We start from the raw sequence: 16548 nt of genomic DNA, 5'->3' as shown, positions 1-16548 counted from the left end.
GCAGAGCAATGCAGCAACTCAATCCTTCCGAAATAAGTGAAATTATCAAGGGCCGCATCGACAAGCTCGATGTGACCTCCCAAGCCCGTAACGAAGGCACTGTCGTCAGCGTATCTGACGGTATCGTGCGGATTCACGGTCTGGCCGACGTAATGTACGGCGAGATGATCGAGTTTCCGGGCGGCGTCTTCGGTATGGCTCTCAACCTGGAGCAAGACTCCGTAGGTGCCGTAGTACTGGGCGCTTACCAGTCTCTGGCTGAAGGCATGAGCGCCAAGTGCACCGGCCGCATCCTCGAAGTTCCGGTTGGTAAGGAACTGCTGGGTCGCGTAGTCGACGCACTGGGTAACCCTGTTGACGGCAAAGGTCCACTGGGCAACACCGAGACCGACGCGGTCGAGAAAGTTGCTCCAGGCGTGATCTGGCGTAAGTCGGTAGACCAGCCTGTACAGACTGGCTACAAGGCTGTCGATGCCATGATCCCTGTCGGCCGTGGCCAGCGTGAGCTGATCATCGGTGACCGTCAGATCGGTAAAACCGCTCTGGCGATCGACGCGATCATCAACCAGAAAGACAGCGGCATTTTCTGCGTCTACGTAGCCATCGGTCAGAAACAATCGACCATCGCCAACGTGGTTCGCAAGCTGGAAGAAAACGGCGCCCTGGCCAACACGATCATCGTGGCTGCCAGTGCTTCGGAATCTCCTGCACTGCAATTCCTGGCACCGTACTCCGGTTGCACCATGGGCGAATACTTCCGCGACCGCGGTGAAGACGCGCTGATCGTTTATGACGATCTGTCCAAGCAAGCAGTGGCTTACCGCCAGATTTCCCTGCTGCTGCGCCGTCCACCAGGCCGTGAAGCTTACCCAGGCGACGTGTTCTATCTCCACTCCCGTCTGCTGGAGCGCGCATCCCGCGTTTCGGAAGAGTACGTAGAGAAGTTCACCAACGGCGCAGTGACCGGCAAAACCGGTTCCCTGACCGCACTGCCGATCATCGAAACCCAGGCTGGCGACGTTTCCGCGTTCGTTCCGACCAACGTGATTTCCATCACCGACGGTCAGATCTTCCTGGAATCGGCCATGTTCAACTCGGGCATCCGTCCTGCAGTGAACGCCGGTGTTTCGGTATCCCGTGTGGGTGGTGCCGCTCAGACCAAGATCATCAAGAAGCTGTCCGGTGGTATCCGTACCGCTCTGGCTCAGTACCGTGAACTGGCGGCATTCGCCCAGTTCGCTTCTGACCTGGACGAAGCGACCCGTAAGCAACTTGAGCATGGTCAGCGCGTTACCGAGCTGATGAAGCAGAAGCAATACGCCCCAATGTCGATCGCTGACATGGCGTTGTCGCTGTATGCCGCTGAGCGTGGGTTCCTGACTGACGTCGAAATCACCAAGGTCGGCAGCTTTGAACAAGCGCTGATTGCTTACTTCAACCGCGATCACGCCGATTTGATGGCGAAGATCAACGTTAAAGGTGACTTCAATGACGAAATCGACGCTGGCATGAAAGCCGGTATCGAGAAGTTCAAGGCCACCCAAACCTGGTAAGCCGCAGCGGGAGCCGCAAGGCTCCCGCTTGCTAACCTGATAGGTGTTACATGGCAGGCGCAAAAGAGATTCGCAGTAAGATTGCGAGCATCAAAAGCACGCAAAAAATTACCAGCGCCATGGAAAAAGTGGCGGTCAGCAAAATGCGCAAGGCACAAATGCGCATGGCAGCTAGCCGTCCTTATGCGGAGCGCATCCGCCAGGTTATTGGGCATCTGGCCAACGCCAACCCGGAATACCGCCACCCATTCATGATCGACCGCGAAATCAAGCGCGTTGGTTATGTCGTAGTGAGCAGTGACCGTGGTCTGTGCGGTGGCTTGAACACCAACCTGTTCAAGGCCCTGGTCAAGGACATGGCGGTAAACCGCGAGAAAGGCGTCGAGATTGATCTGTGTGTAGTGGGTAGCAAGGGTGCGGCCTTTTTCCGCAACTTCGGCGGCAACGTCGTAGCAGCTATCAGCCACCTGGGTGAAGAGCCGTCGATCAACGACTTGATCGGTAGCGTCAAAGTGATGCTGGATGCTTACCTGGACGGCCGTATTGACCGCCTGTCCGTGGTGTCCAACAAGTTCATCAACACCATGACGCAACAGCCTACCGTGGAGCAATTGATTCCACTGGTGGCAACCCCGGATCAGGACCTCAAGCACCACTGGGACTATCTCTACGAACCGGATGCCAAAGAGCTGCTTGACGGCTTGATGGTCCGCTACGTTGAGTCGCAGGTCTACCAGGCGGTGGTCGAGAACAACGCGGCTGAACAAGCTGCGCGGATGATCGCGATGAAGAACGCTACCGACAACGCCGGTGATTTGATCAGCGATTTGCAGCTGGTCTACAACAAGGCGCGTCAGGCTGCGATCACCCAAGAGATCTCGGAAATCGTCGGCGGCGCTGCCGCGGTTTAACGGTTCAAATATTCAGAGGATCCAGCTATGAGTAGCGGACGTATCGTTCAAATCATCGGCGCCGTTATCGACGTGGAATTTCCACGCGACAGCGTACCGAGCATCTACAACGCGCTGAAAGTAGTGAGCGCGGCCGAAACCACCCTGGAAGTTCAGCAGCAGCTGGGCGACGGCGTGGTTCGCACCATTGCGATGGGTTCCACCGAGGGCTTGAAGCGCGGTCTGGAAGTTACCGATTCTGGCGCAGCCATCTCCGTACCAGTCGGTAAAGCGACCCTGGGCCGGATCATGGACGTACTGGGCAACCCGATCGACGAAGCTGGCCCAATCGCCACCGACGAGCGTTGGGGCATCCACCGTGCAGCGCCTTCGTTCGCTGAACAAGCGGGCGGCAACGACCTGCTGGAAACCGGCATCAAGGTTATCGACCTGGTTTGCCCGTTCGCCAAGGGTGGTAAAGTTGGTCTGTTCGGTGGTGCCGGTGTAGGCAAAACCGTAAACATGATGGAACTGATCCGTAACATCGCCATCGAGCACAGCGGTTATTCCGTGTTCGCCGGTGTGGGTGAGCGTACTCGTGAGGGTAACGACTTCTACCACGAGATGAAGGATTCCAACGTTCTGGACAAAGTGGCACTGGTTTACGGTCAGATGAACGAGCCGCCGGGAAACCGTCTGCGCGTAGCACTGACTGGCCTGACCATGGCCGAGAAGTTCCGTGACGAAGGTAACGACGTTCTGCTGTTCGTCGACAACATCTATCGTTACACCCTGGCCGGTACTGAAGTATCCGCACTGCTGGGCCGTATGCCTTCGGCAGTAGGTTACCAGCCGACCCTGGCTGAAGAGATGGGCGTTCTGCAAGAACGTATCACTTCGACCAAGGAAGGTTCGATCACCTCGATCCAAGCGGTATACGTACCTGCGGACGACTTGACCGACCCGTCGCCAGCGACCACCTTCGCCCACTTGGACGCCACCGTCGTTCTGTCCCGTGACATCGCTTCCCTGGGTATCTACCCAGCGGTAGACCCACTGGACTCGACTTCGCGCCAGCTGGACCCGAACGTAATCGGCCAGGATCACTACGACACCGCTCGCGGCGTCCAGTACGTTCTGCAGCGTTACAAAGAACTGAAGGACATCATTGCGATCCTGGGTATGGACGAGCTGTCGGAAGCCGACAAGCAGTTGGTAAACCGTGCTCGTAAGATCCAGCGTTTCTTGTCGCAGCCGTTCTTCGTGGCTGAAGTCTTCACCGGTGCATCGGGTAAATACGTTTCCCTGAAAGACACCATTGCTGGCTTCAAAGGCATCCTCAACGGTGACTACGACCACCTGCCAGAACAAGCGTTCTACATGGTTGGCGGCATCGAAGAAGCGATCGAGAAAGCCAAGAAACTGTAATCCCGGCGCCCGGAAACGGGCGCTAATTTAGGTTGAGGCAATCAGATGGCTATGACAGTCCATTGCGATATCGTCAGCGCGGAAGGGGAAATCTTTTCCGGTCTGGTCGAGATGGTGATTGCGCACGGTGCACTGGGTGATCTTGGTATCGCTCTGGGTCACGCGCCGCTGATCACTAATCTCAAGCCAGGTCCGATCCGCCTGGTCAAGCAGGGCGGGGAAGAGGAGGTGTATTACATCTCCGGTGGTTTCCTCGAGGTTCAGCCGAACATGGTCAAGGTTCTTGCCGACACCGTGCAACGTGCTGCCGACCTGGATGAAGCCTCTGCTCAGGAAGCCGTCAAGGCTGCCGAGAAGGCCTTGCATGAACGTGGCGCGGAATTCGATTACGGCTCCGCTGCCGCACGCCTGGCCGAGGCCGCAGCTCAGCTGCGCACCGTCCAGCAGATCCGCAAGAAGTTCGGCCACTAAGGCTGCGCTTGTTGTGTGATTGATTAAAAAGGGTAGCCTCGGCTACCCTTTTTTCTTTCCGAAATTCATCACGTTGGTCGCAGCCGCTGACCACCCAGGATTGGTAGCCAGTCATGTCTCTTGAAATCGTTATCCTCGCTGCTGGCCAAGGCACCCGCATGCGTTCGGCCCTGCCGAAAGTCTTGCACCCGATTGCCGGCAATTCGATGCTTGGCCATGTTATCCACAGCGCCCGACAACTTGATCCACAGCGCATCCACGTGGTGATCGGCCATGGTGCCGATGTAGTCCGCGAGCGCCTGGCCGCTGACGATCTGAACTTCGTCCTCCAGGACAAACAATTGGGCACCGGCCATGCCGTGGCCCAGGCGGTTCCCTTCATCAAGGCCGACACCGTGCTGGTGCTTTACGGTGATGTGCCGTTGATTGAAATCGAAACCCTGCAGCGCTTGCTCAAGCTGGTAGTGCCAGGGCAGATGGGCCTGCTCACCGTCGAGCTGGATGACGCAACCGGTTACGGCCGAATCGTTCGCGACGCTGACGGCAAGGTCTGCGCCATCGTCGAGCACAAGGACGCCACTGAAGCTCAGCGCTCCATTAACGAAGGCAACACCGGCATTCTTGCGGTACCCGCCGATCGCTTGGCCGACTGGACCGGTCGTCTGTCGAACAACAACGCCCAGGGCGAGTATTACCTGACCGACGTCATCGAAATGGCGGTCAACGATGGTCTGGTGGTGGCCACCGAACAACCCCACGACGCCATGGAAGTGCAGGGCGCCAACGACCGCAAGCAGCTTTCCGATCTTGAGCGTCATTATCAGCTGCGCGCCGGCCGTCGCTTGATGGCTCAAGGCGTAACCCTGCGCGACCCGGCCCGATTTGATGTTCGCGGTGAAGTCAGCGTGGGTCGCGATGTGCTGATCGATATCAACGTGATCCTCGAAGGCAACGTCGTCATCGAAGATGACGTGGTGATCGGCCCGAACTGCGTGATCAAGGACAGCACCCTGCGTAAAGGCGTGGTGATCAAGGCCAACAGCCATATCGAAGGTGCGATTCTCGGTGAAGGCAGCGATGCCGGTCCGTTCGCGCGTTTGCGTCCAGGTACCGTGCTCGAAGCGCGGGCGCATGTGGGTAACTTTGTCGAACTGAAAAATGCTCATCTGGGCGAAGGTGCCAAGGCCGGCCACCTGACCTATCTGGGCGATGCCGAAGTGGGCGCGCGCACCAACATCGGCGCCGGCACCATCACCTGCAACTACGATGGCGCCAACAAGTGGAAAACCGTGCTGGGAGAAGACGTATTTATCGGTTCCAACAACTCTTTGGTTGCACCTGTGGATATCCTGGACGGTGCGACCACCGCGGCCGGCTCGACTATTACTTCAACTGTGGATAAAGCGCAGTTGGCGGTTGGCCGGGCTCGCCAGAAGAATATCGATGGCTGGAAGCGCCCGGTAAAGATCAAGAAGAGCTAAGTTATCCACACCTGAATGATAGGCAGCAGTTATTCACAGGCTGTCAATTATATTAATCGGCAAGTCTCGCTAGCTCAGGAGGCTTGCCGTTAATGTTTTTATCCACAGGTCTTTTTATTGTTAGCCGCTTGACGAAGTTTCCCTGATAGGGTTTGATTGCTTTCGTTATCTTTCGAATCGAAACTTACCAAATCATGTCGAAGCGCAACACGCCCCAGAGACGCCACAACATTCTTGCCTTGCTCAATGAGCAGGGTGAAGTCAGTGTGGATGAGCTTGCCAAGCGTTTCGAAACCTCTGAAGTTACGATTCGCAAGGATCTGGCGGCCCTTGAGAGCAACGGCCTGCTGCTGCGTCGTTATGGCGGTGCGATCACCCTGCCTCAGGAGTTGGTTGCCGACCTGAGTCAACCCATCTCCAGCTATAAACAGGCCATCGCCCGCGCAGCCGTCACTCGCATTCGCGAACATGCACGTATCATCATAGACAGTGGCAGCACGACTGCCTCGATGATTCCGCAATTGGGCCAGCAACCGGGCCTGGTGGTGATGACCAACTCCCTGCACGTCGCCAACGCCTTGAGCGAACTCGAGCATGAGCCGGTGCTGTTGATGACCGGCGGCACCTGGGACCCGCATTCTGAATCCTTTCAGGGACAGGTCGCCGAGCAGGTCCTACGCTCCTACGACTTCGATCAATTGTTCATCGGTGCCGATGGTATTGATCTGGTCCGCGGTACAACCACCTTCAACGAATTGCTGGGACTGAGCCGGGTCATGGCCGAAGTCGCCCGTGAAGTGGTCGTGATGGTGGAGGCCGACAAGATCGGTCGCAAGATTCCCAACCTGGAGCTGCCCTGGAGCAGCGTCCATACCCTTATTACCGATGATCGCCTGTCGCTCGAAGCGCGGGATCAGATTCAAGCCCGCGGTATCACTTTGATTTGCGCGGCTGTCAGTCAGGAGAAATAACATGTGTGGAATTGTCGGCGCAGTCGCAGAACGTAACATCACCGCCATCCTGGTCGAGGGCCTCAAGCGTCTGGAATACCGTGGGTATGACAGTGCGGGCGTGGCGGTGTACACCAACGATCAGAAGCTCGAGCGCGTGCGTCGCCCGGGCAAGGTCAGCGAGCTCGAGCAGGCACTGGCCGAAGAAGCGCTGGTCGGTCGCCTGGGCATTGCCCACACCCGCTGGGCCACTCACGGTGCACCGTGCGAACGCAACGCGCACCCGCACTTCTCCGGCGACCTGGCCGTGGTGCACAACGGCATCATCGAAAACCATGAAGCCCTGCGTGAACAACTGAAAGCCCTGGGTTACGTGTTCACCTCGGACACTGACACCGAAGTCATCGCTCACCTGCTGAACCATAAACTCAAGGATATCGCTGACCTGACCGAGGCCCTCAAGGCAACGGTGAAGGAGTTGCACGGTGCTTACGGCCTGGCGGTGATCAGCGCGCATCAACCTGATCGCCTGGTAGCGGCCCGCAGTGGCAGCCCTCTGGTGATCGGCCTGGGCCTGGGTGAGAATTTCCTGGCGTCCGACCAATTGGCGCTGCGTCAGGTGACTGACCGTTTCATGTACCTGGAAGAGGGCGACATCGCCGAAATTCGCCGCGACAGCGTGCAGATCTGGGATGTCAGCGGTACGGCTGTCGAGCGTGAGAGCGTGCAGTATCGCGACGGCGCCGAAGCAGCGGAAAAAGGCGAATTCCGCCATTTCATGCTCAAGGAAATCCACGAGCAACCTTCCGTGGTGCAGCGCACCCTGGAAGGTCGCTTGAGCCCGAACGGCGTGCTGGTCCAGGCTTTCGGCCCACAGGCCGCCGAGCTGTTCGCCAAAGTGCGCAATGTGCAGATCGTCGCCTGCGGCACCAGCTACCACGCCGGCATGGTTGCCCGTTACTGGCTGGAAGAACTGGCCGGCATCCCGTGCCAGGTCGAAGTCGCCAGCGAGTTCCGCTACCGCAAAGTCGTGGTGCAACCCGACACGCTGTTCGTGACCATCTCCCAGTCCGGCGAAACCGCCGACACCTTGGCGGCGCTGCGCAATGCCAAGGAGCTGGGTTTCCTCGCCAGCCTGGCCATCTGCAACGTCGGCATCAGCTCGCTGGTGCGTGAATCCGACCTGACCCTGCTGACCCAGGCCGGTCGCGAAATCGGCGTGGCGTCTACCAAAGCCTTCACCACGCAATTGGTCGGTCTGTTGTTGCTGACCCTGTCCCTGGGCCAGGTTCACGGCTCGTTGGCCAAAGGCGTTGAAGCAACGCTGGTCGAAGAGCTGCGTCGCTTGCCAACCCGTCTGGGTGAAGCCCTTGCGATGGACAGCACTGTGGAAAAAATCGCGGAGCTGTTCGCCGAGAAGAACCACACCCTGTTCCTGGGCCGTGGCGCACAATTCCCGGTCGCGATGGAAGGGGCGCTCAAGCTCAAGGAAATTTCCTACATCCACGCCGAAGCCTACCCTGCAGGCGAGTTGAAACACGGCCCGTTGGCGCTTGTGGATAACGACATGCCAGTGGTGACAGTGGCGCCGAACAACGAACTGCTGGAGAAACTGAAGTCCAACCTCCAGGAAGTTCGTGCGCGTGGCGGCGAACTTATCGTCTTCGCTGACGAGAAGGCCGGCATGACCAATGGTGAAGGCACGCACGTGGTGCAGATGCCACACATCCACGACATCCTGTCGCCGATCCTCTACACCATCCCGCTGCAGTTGCTGTCGTACTACGTGGCCGTGCTGAAAGGCACCGACGTCGACCAGCCGCGCAACCTGGCGAAATCGGTAACTGTGGAATAAGTTATCCACAGCTGATCGAACCTTAAAAATCGCAGCCATCTGGTTGCGATTTTTTTTATCTGAATTGAGGACTCGCCCATGGACCGCTTTCAGGAAATGCAGGTCTTCGCCGCCGTCGCCCAGGACCAGGGCTTCTCCGCAGCGGCCCGGCGTTTGGGCATGTCCGCCGCCAGTGTCACCCGGGCAGTGGCGGCGCTGGAGAAGCGTATCGGCACACAGCTGTTCACGCGCACTACGCGCACTGTGTATTTGACCGAGGCGGGTCAGCGTTATCTGGAGGACTGTCGGAGAATTCTTGCCGAGGTGCAGGAAGCCGAGGATTCGGCGGCGGGCAGTCACGCCCAGCCCCGTGGGCAACTGACGATCACGGCGCCGGTTTTGTTTGGTGAGTTGTTTGTCACACCGCTGATGGTGAGTTTTCTCACGAAGTTTCCTGACGTGACGATCAATGCGCTGCTGGTAGACCGGATAGTGAGTGTGGTGGAGGAGGGCGTCGATGTGGCCATCCGCATTGGTGAGTTGCCTGACAGCAACCAGCATGCGATTCGAGTGGGCGAAGTGCGGCGGGTGATCTGTGCATCGCCGCAACTTCTAGCCACCTATGGTCGGCCAAAACATCCGCAAGAGCTGGCTCAGGCGCCGATTATTGCGACTTCCGCCATTGGCCAGTTAAAACACTGGCCGTTCCTCGAGCGGGGTGAGCCATTGAGTGTCCGAGCAGAACCGCGCCTGACAGTGACGGCGAATCAGGCGGCCATTAATGCCGCTGCGCTCGGGCTGGGCTTCACCAGGGTACTGTCCTATCAGTCGGCAAGTAAAGTGGCGGCCGGGGAGCTTGAGATCGTTCTGGCGGAGTTCGAAATGCCGCCATTGCCCATCCACGTCCTCTATCAAGGCGGGCGCAAGGCTGCGGCGCGAGTTCGCAGTTTTGTCGACTTTACGGTGAAAACACTTCGAGAGCATCCGGCACTGCAGGAGTGATGGTTGTTTCACTGGGTGAAATAATGGATTGCGTTTGCTGGTTATTCTGTTGTTTTGTTGGCTGATAGAAGATGACCGCCATCGGTGCTGATCTCTCCTGACAGCGCCACTGACCCGCGGAGTCGACCATGCAAGCCATCAAGCTCTACAACTTCCCACGTTCCGGCCACGCTCATCGTGTGGAACTGATGCTGTCGCTGCTGCAACTGCCGACTGAGCTGATCTTCGTCGACCTGGCCAAGGGCGAGCACAAAAAACCGGAGTACCTGGCGCTCAACGCCTTTGGACAGGTTCCGGTGCTGGACGATCAGGGTGTGGTGCTGGCGGACTCCAATGCCATCCTGGTCTACCTGGCGCAAAAATACGGTAACGGTCGCTGGCTGCCAGCCGATCCGGTCGGTGCCGCCAAAGTGCAGCGCTGGTTGTCGGTCGCTGCCGGGCCCATTGCTTTTGGCCCCGCCCGGGCTCGACTGATCACGGTGTTTGGGGCGCCGTACAACCCCGATGAAGTGATTCCATACGCCCACAGCGTGCTCAAGGTGATCGATCACGAACTGGCCAACACGCCTTTCCTGACCGGCAGCGAGCCGACCATCGCCGACGTGGCTGCCTACAGCTACATCGCCCATGCACCGGAGGGCAATGTGTCGCTGGACGACTACGCCAACATCCGCGCCTGGCTGGCACGGGTCGAAGCCTTGCCCGGTTTTGTCGGCATGCCACGCACTGTCGCCGGCCTGCAAAAAACTGCCTGATATTTTTCGCCCGACCTTGTCGGGCCTTCACGCTGTGCCGATGGCGCAGGGGAGACGCCGCAATGGACCATTCACCTTGGCATGCTGGCGAAAAAGAGTTGCAGGCGCATATCGGCGTCAGCGAGCGAATGGACGTACTGGGTCGCAGGGTGATTCGCGATCATATGCCGGATCAACATCGTACCTTCTATCAGCAGCTTCCGTTCATGTTGTACGGCGCGGTGAATGCTGAGGGGTATCCTTGGGCCAGCGTGCTCGAAGGTGAACCGGGTTTCGCTCGTTCACCTGAACCGGGATTGTTGCAGTTCAGCGCCTTGCCGGCTGCCGATGATCCTGCGCAGTTGAGCGCCGGTGCAGCGATTGGTCTGCTGGGCATTGAGTTGCATACCCGCCGGCGCAATCGCATCAATGGCCATATCAGTGCGATGACCGCGAGCGGATTTGCGGTGACGGTGGATCAGTCCTATGGCAACTGCCCGCAGTACATTCAATTGAGGCAATTTCGTTCGGTCCCCCTGGAGGATCCTGCAACACGTCCGGCCCAGCTCTTCAATGAACTGGATGATGCTGCCAAGGCCATGATCGCCGAGGCGGACACCTTCTTTGTCGCCAGTTATGTGGATGTCGATGGCGTGCGTTCGGTGGATGTTTCCCACCGTGGCGGCCAGTCGGGTTTCGTCCAGGTGGAAGGCAATCGCCTGACCATCCCCGACTTCGCCGGTAACCTTTTTTTCAATACTTTGGGCAACCTGCTGGTCAATCCCAAGGCCGGTTTGTTGTTCATTGATTTTAATTCCGGTGAGCTGTTGCACCTCAGCGGGCGCACCGAAATCATTCTTGAAGGCCCACAGGTTGAAGCGTTTCAGGGTGCCGAACGTTTGTGGATGTTCCACGTGGAACAGGTTGTTCGTCGTCCCGCCGCCCTTGCTTTGCGTTGGCGCTTTGACGGTGTTTCACCCACCAGCCTGCTGACGGGAACCTGGGCCCAAGCCGCGGCACGCCTGCAAGCCAAGGCTCTGGGTGATCAATGGCGACCGCTGCGGGTGGTGCGGATCGAGGCGGAAAGCCAGCACATCCGCTCGATCTACATGGAGCCAGCCGACGGCGCCGGATTGCCGTTGTTCCACGCCGGGCAGCATTTACCGTTGCGCTTCAACATCGATGGCGAAACGCATATCCGCACCTACAGCCTGTCGAGTGCACCTTCGGATGACTTTTTCCGTATCAGTGTGAAGCGTGACGGTCGGGTGTCTTCGCACCTGCATGAACAGGTTAGCGTCGGTGACGTTTTGGAGGCCCGGGCGCCCCAGGGGCATTTCACCGTTGAACCCCATGAACGTCGGCCGTTGGTGTTGTTGGCTGCGGGCGTGGGAATTACGCCGCTGCTGTCGATGTTGCGTGAGGTGGTCTACCAAGGCTTGCGCACCCGCCGTATCCGCCCGACCTGGTTCTTCCAGAGTTCGCGCACGCTGGCCGATCAACCGTTTCGTCCAGAGGTGAACCGCTTGCTCGAGGATGCCGGCGACGCGGTCAGGGTAGTGCGCCTGCTCAGTCAACCGGAGCCGGAGGCTCGGGAGGGCGAAGATTTCGATTTGACGGGACGTATCGATGTTCCACGGCTCTCGGAATTGCTTGAGGTCGAGGACTACGATCAGCTGGATTTTGTCCTCTGCGGCCCCGGCAGTTTTACCCAGGCGATGTATGACGCCCTGCGCGAACTGGATATTCGCGACGCCAGAATTCATGCCGAAACCTTCGGTCCCTCAACGTTACGCCGTCGGCCCGACCCTGATGCCGTAGTCATCGAACAACCGCCAGCGGCCACCACCTCGGTGCCAGTGGTGTTCCAGCGCTCGGCCAAGGAGGCTCGCTGGCAACCGGACGGTGGCAGTCTGCTGGAGCTGGCGGAAAGCCGCGGATTGCATCCGGAATTCAGTTGCCGTGGCGGCTCTTGCGGGACCTGCAAGACCCGGTTGATCAGTGGCCAGGTCAACTATCCACAGCCCCCAGCGGAGGTCCCGGATGAAGGTGAGGTGCTGATCTGTTGCGCAGTGCCGGCTCAGGGCACGCAGCCTTTGGTCCTGGACCTCTGAGGGATCATCACGGAAACCATTGCCTGCAGATCGATGGCTGAGTAGGGTAGGGGCAGAACGAAAAAGGGCCGAGAAGGCCCTTTGTGCATTTCAGGGACAGGCGTTTTCTAATGGTTTTCCTCACTCGCGTGATCGTCGCACTGATGACGCTGGCGCTGCTCGGTGGTTGCGAACAGCAGGACGCACCGCCACTCGATCAACAACTCTATGTCTGGCAACGACAATGGACCCCCGCGCACGAAGCGGCGTTGCAGGACAGTCGCGCCGATTTTTCCACCTTGCGAGTGCTGGCATTACAGGCATTCCCTCAGGCAGGCTGGAGTCGGGCGCGGATCGATCCGGCACTGCTCAAGCGTGATGGCCGGTCGTTGATTGCAGTAATTCGCCTTGATGGCCAGCTCCAGTCGCTGAACCAGAACGAGGTCACGCAACAGATCCAGCAACTGATCAGCGATTGGCAGGAGCAGGGGTTGGCCCTCGCCGGCGTGGAAATCGACCACGATGTGGGTAATGCCCGGCTAGCTGACTATCGTGAATTTCTTGTGCACCTGCGTTCTGTTCTACCGCCGTCCATGGCCTTGAGCATCACTGCATTGCCAGCGTGGCTCGACAGTCCAGAGTTGCCGGCCTTGTTATCCACCGTCGATAGCAGTGTGTTGCAGGTACATGCCGTGAGCGATCCCCGCCGCGGCTTGTTTGATCCCGACCGCGCTCGACAATGGGCAATGGCCTGGAGCCGCATCACCTCGAAACCTTTTTTTCTGGCCCTGCCGGCTTACGGGGTAGCGTTGTTGCCGAGTGTGGATGGTGCGCCCGTCGTGGAAAGCGAAGTAACAATTGAAAGCAACGGCCAGCGTCAGGAGTTGTTGGCTGATCCACTGCAATTGAGCAAACTTGCTGCCCTGTTGCGCGCGGATCCGCCGGCGCATCTGGCCGGTCTGATCTGGTTCCGCCTGCCTTTGGCCAACGACCGTCGAGCCTGGAGCCTGTCAACCTTGCGCGCGGTGTCCCGTGGCGAGGTCCTTAGCAGTCATCTGGCGCTCAACCTCACGCAGCACGAACGCCTCTTTGACATCGCTATCAGCAATGAAGGCAACCTCGACAGCGCCTGGCCCGAGCGCGTGACCCTGGCGGTAGAGGGTTGCGAGGGGGCCGATGCGCTAGCCGGGTATACGTTGCAACAAGACCCGAATCTGCTTACCTTCACCCGCCTGCGCGAAGGTCGGATTGCGGCTGGCGGACAGCGCGCCATTGGTTGGGCACGCTGCGAAAAAATTGATCAAGGAGCTTCGAATGGTCACCCGTAACTGGCCCCGTCATCTGCTCAGTCTGAGCCTCAGCCTGCCATTGGCGGCCATGGCGTGCGGGCCGGATTTCCCCATGCGGTTGCTGGACAATCGAGGTCAATCCCTGGCGGAGTTGCCGGAAGGCAATTTCCGTTTCGAGGTGAGTCGCCTCGGTCATGCGATTGCCGGTCTCAAGCCTGTCACGGTAGCCACCCTTGTCCCGGGCCAGTCTTATGGTGAAGTCTCCGAACATGCCGAGCAGCGTGATCAGGCCGAGCAGACGGGTTTGACGAATGAACAGCAGGCGCTGGTGAAACAATTGCGTGGTCTGGCCGATGCCCGTCAGGTTGAAGCACAGGGCGCGAGCCTGCCCGCCGAGCTCAAGTTCTATCTGGCGGGCGCGGTGGCCTTCAATGCCGGCGATCAAACGCTGGCCGCCGAATACTTCCGTCAGGTGCTGGCGCTGCCCGCAGATCAACGGGGCTTGCGCAGTACCTGGGCTGCCTACTCACTGGGTCGAGCATTGTTTGCCATGAGTTCGCAGGCTGATGCTGCTCCGGACCTGCTGGATCAATCCCGAAAAGCCTTTGAGCAAACGCGTCAGCTGAGCATCGATGGCTTCAGCGACCCGCTCGAACTAGGCGTCGCCAGCCTCGGCGAAGAGGCCCGAGTGGCTCGCACGGCCGGTGACTGGAATCGCGCCATCGAACTCTATGCCACGCAAAACCTTCTGGGTTCGGCAGTGGGTTACACCTCGTTGAAGCTGTTGATGGCTGATCTGAGTGCGATGCCGGAAGATCAATTGGCCGGGCTGCTCAAGGGTGAACCTGTGCAGCAACTGGTGACCGCATCGTTGATCAGCCGACTCGGATGGTCATTCGGTGATCAACCGCCGAACGAGCTGAAACTGATCAAACTGCTGCAAAACAGCACGCGCGGTAGCCTCGATAACGCCGATCGCCTGGCGGCAATGAACTATCAACAAGGTGATTACGCCAGCGCCCAGGCCTTCCTTGAACATGCCGGGGAGGGCGGGCTGGCTTGGTGGCTGCGGGCAAAACTGGCGGTGCGCGCAGGCGATAAAGCCGCTGCAGCCGCTGCCTATGCCAAGGCCGCCCAGGCCTTCCCGCAGAATGAAACCTGGGGCGATCGCAGAACGCCGGACTACGATTACGAAACACTCCAGCCCAAGTGCCGCGTCGAGGGCGAAAGCGCGATTCTTGCGCTGCAACGCGGGGATTATCTGCAAGCGTTCGATCAGTTGTATCGCAGCCAGGACATCTATTGGCTGGACGCGGCCACCGTTGCCGAGCGAGTGCTGACGGTGGATGAGCTCAAGCAATACGTCGACACCCAGGTACCGGCGCCGCCAGCGCTGAGCCAGCAGGACCGCGATAACTATGTGCCATTGCCGGTGGCGGCGAAGCTGCGCAATCTGCTTGGGCGACGATTGTTGCGCGAAGAGCGATACGACGAAGCAGCGCCTTACTTCGACAGCGTCGAGTTGCAACAGAAGGCCACATGGTACGGTCAGCTACGCAACGATGCCGAGTCCAAATGGTGGCCGAGTAAAAGGGCGTTCGCCTACTTCCACGCAGCAACAGTGGCTCGCTACGATGGCATGGCGCTGCTGGGCTACGAGATGGCACCTGATTATGCGACCTTCGACGGCAACTACAGTCTTGCCGTTAGTGAGCTGAAGGTTGGCCCTGTGGTGACCGAAGATGAAGTCCGTCGCCAGCAAGCGAGCGCTGCACAGCCCGATCAACGCTACCACTATCGATTTGTTGCCACCGCATTGGCCAGTCGGGCCGCCGACCACCTGCCTCATACCAGCCAGGCTTTTGCAGCCGTGCTGTGTGCCGCATCGTCGTGGAATTCCAGCCCTGAAGAGCAGAGGGCTTTCTATCAACGCTATGTGAAGGAAGGTCCCTATGTGAGCTGGGCGGCTGGCTTTGGACATCATTGCCCTTATCCCGACTTCCCGAACGCTGACAAGCGCTATGTCACGCAAGCGACAGATTCCGTGCGTTCGGTGCTGCGTCCCTACAAAAAACCCTTGCAGTACGGTGGCGTGATTGGAGTAACGGCAGTGGCGCTACTGCTGATCATCCGCCGCCGCAAGGTGCGATAGGGTTCAAGCCTGTTGAACAAAGGTCAGCCGCACGGCGAAACCGATCAGCAGGCTACCGAACAGCCATTGTTGCAGGCGCTGGGCGCCGGGGCTGCGTTGCAGCCAACGACCCAGCGCGGCACCGGTCAAGGCGTAGGCGCTATCGAACAGCAAACCGACACCGACCAACACCAGACCCAGTACCGCAAATTGTGCGAGTACCGGCCCCTTGAGTGGATCGATGAACTGCGGCAACAACACCGAGCAAAACAGCAACGCCTTGGGGTTGAGCAGATTGGTCAGCAGGCCGCGGCGGATCGCTTCGCCCCAGCGTGGTTTTTCATCCGTCGCACCTGGACCGTTCAGGCTAGGCAGCATCGTCGTTCGCAGACATTGGATACCGATCCATAGCAGGTAGGCCGCACCGAGCAGGCGCACCAGGTCAAAGGTCCAGGGCGCTGCCTTGAACAATGCCGCCAACCCCAACGCCGCGAGCACCACATGACAACCGCGGGCGATACCCAGGCCGACCGCCGTGGCCAACGCCGCGCCTTTACCCTGACGGGCGCCTGTTTGCAGCAGCAGGATCATGTCCGGTCCCGGTAACAGATAGACCACTGCCAGCGCCATGAAAAACAGCCACAGTCCCGCCATGTTGCACCCCTGTTCGTTGTCGATTCAGTAGCGCCAGT

At 59.0% G+C, this 16548-nt stretch carries 13 protein-coding genes; 12 read left to right on the top strand and 1 reads right to left on the bottom strand.

Going from position 1 to position 16548, the window contains the following annotated elements; all coding sequences use genetic code 11:
• Positions 1-8 precede the first annotated feature (8 nt).
• The 12 genes from atpA to SOP85_RS01010 all read left to right on the top strand — a co-directional run bounded on the left by atpA (position 9) and on the right by SOP85_RS01010 (position 15877).
• On the top strand, positions 9-1553 hold the full coding sequence (gene atpA, locus SOP85_RS01065) for a F0F1 ATP synthase subunit alpha (RefSeq protein ID WP_274073776.1): 1545 nt from the start codon (positions 9-11) through the stop codon (positions 1551-1553).
• 50 nt (positions 1554-1603) lie between these two features.
• Positions 1604-2464, top strand: a complete 861-nt coding sequence (gene atpG, locus SOP85_RS01060) for a F0F1 ATP synthase subunit gamma (protein WP_008064595.1) — start codon at positions 1604-1606, stop codon at positions 2462-2464.
• A gap of 27 nt (positions 2465-2491) precedes the next feature.
• Entirely contained in the window at positions 2492-3871 is a 1380-nt protein-coding gene (atpD, locus tag SOP85_RS01055) for a F0F1 ATP synthase subunit beta (protein WP_020797984.1), read from the top strand.
• A 45-nt stretch (positions 3872-3916) separates the two neighbouring features.
• Positions 3917-4342: a F0F1 ATP synthase subunit epsilon gene (locus tag SOP85_RS01050; protein ID WP_007969909.1), complete on the top strand. Its 426-nt coding sequence runs from the start codon at positions 3917-3919 to the stop codon at positions 4340-4342.
• Positions 4343-4455: 113 nt separating this feature from the next.
• Positions 4456-5823 (top strand): bifunctional UDP-N-acetylglucosamine diphosphorylase/glucosamine-1-phosphate N-acetyltransferase GlmU, encoded by a 1368-nt coding sequence (gene glmU, locus SOP85_RS01045; RefSeq protein ID WP_323625756.1) that lies wholly within the window; start codon positions 4456-4458, stop codon positions 5821-5823.
• Positions 5824-6014: 191 nt separating this feature from the next.
• A complete protein-coding gene (locus SOP85_RS01040) occupies positions 6015-6794 on the top strand; it encodes a DeoR/GlpR family DNA-binding transcription regulator (protein ID WP_274073873.1) in 780 nt (259 codons plus the stop codon).
• A 1-nt stretch (position 6795) separates the two neighbouring features.
• A complete protein-coding gene (gene glmS, locus SOP85_RS01035) occupies positions 6796-8628 on the top strand; it encodes a glutamine--fructose-6-phosphate transaminase (isomerizing) (RefSeq protein ID WP_323625755.1) in 1833 nt (610 codons plus the stop codon).
• Positions 8629-8706: 78 nt separating this feature from the next.
• A complete protein-coding gene (locus SOP85_RS01030; RefSeq protein WP_323625754.1) occupies positions 8707-9609 on the top strand; it encodes a LysR family transcriptional regulator in 903 nt (300 codons plus the stop codon).
• Positions 9610-9737: 128 nt separating this feature from the next.
• Positions 9738-10364 (top strand): glutathione S-transferase family protein, encoded by a 627-nt coding sequence (locus SOP85_RS01025; protein WP_274073772.1) that lies wholly within the window; start codon positions 9738-9740, stop codon positions 10362-10364.
• Between the two features lie 62 nt (positions 10365-10426).
• Positions 10427-12457 (top strand): 2Fe-2S iron-sulfur cluster-binding protein, encoded by a 2031-nt coding sequence (locus SOP85_RS01020; protein ID WP_323625753.1) that lies wholly within the window; start codon positions 10427-10429, stop codon positions 12455-12457.
• Positions 12458-12567: 110 nt separating this feature from the next.
• Positions 12568-13764 (top strand): DUF3142 domain-containing protein, encoded by a 1197-nt coding sequence (locus SOP85_RS01015; RefSeq protein WP_323625752.1) that lies wholly within the window; start codon positions 12568-12570, stop codon positions 13762-13764.
• Complete coding sequence (locus SOP85_RS01010) at positions 13751-15877, top strand: hypothetical protein (RefSeq protein WP_323625750.1); 2127 nt, start codon at positions 13751-13753, stop codon at positions 15875-15877. Before SOP85_RS01015 ends, SOP85_RS01010 begins: the two co-directional genes overlap by 14 nt.
• Positions 15878-15880: 3 nt before the next feature.
• Here SOP85_RS01010 and SOP85_RS01005 read toward each other — a convergent pair whose 3' ends face one another.
• Positions 15881-16510 carry a LysE family translocator gene (locus tag SOP85_RS01005; RefSeq protein ID WP_323625749.1) on the bottom strand — a complete coding sequence of 210 codons (630 nt, stop codon included), beginning with the start codon at positions 16508-16510 and terminating at the stop codon, positions 15881-15883.
• Positions 16511-16548 lie beyond the last annotated feature (38 nt).

This window comes from Pseudomonas sp. YuFO20 (assembly GCF_035064975.1).
GTDB classification, from domain to species: domain Bacteria; phylum Pseudomonadota; class Gammaproteobacteria; order Pseudomonadales; family Pseudomonadaceae; genus Aquipseudomonas; species Aquipseudomonas putida_AE.
The sequence above is the reverse complement of the archived record's forward strand: the minus strand, read 5'-3'. Positions and strand labels throughout refer to the sequence as shown.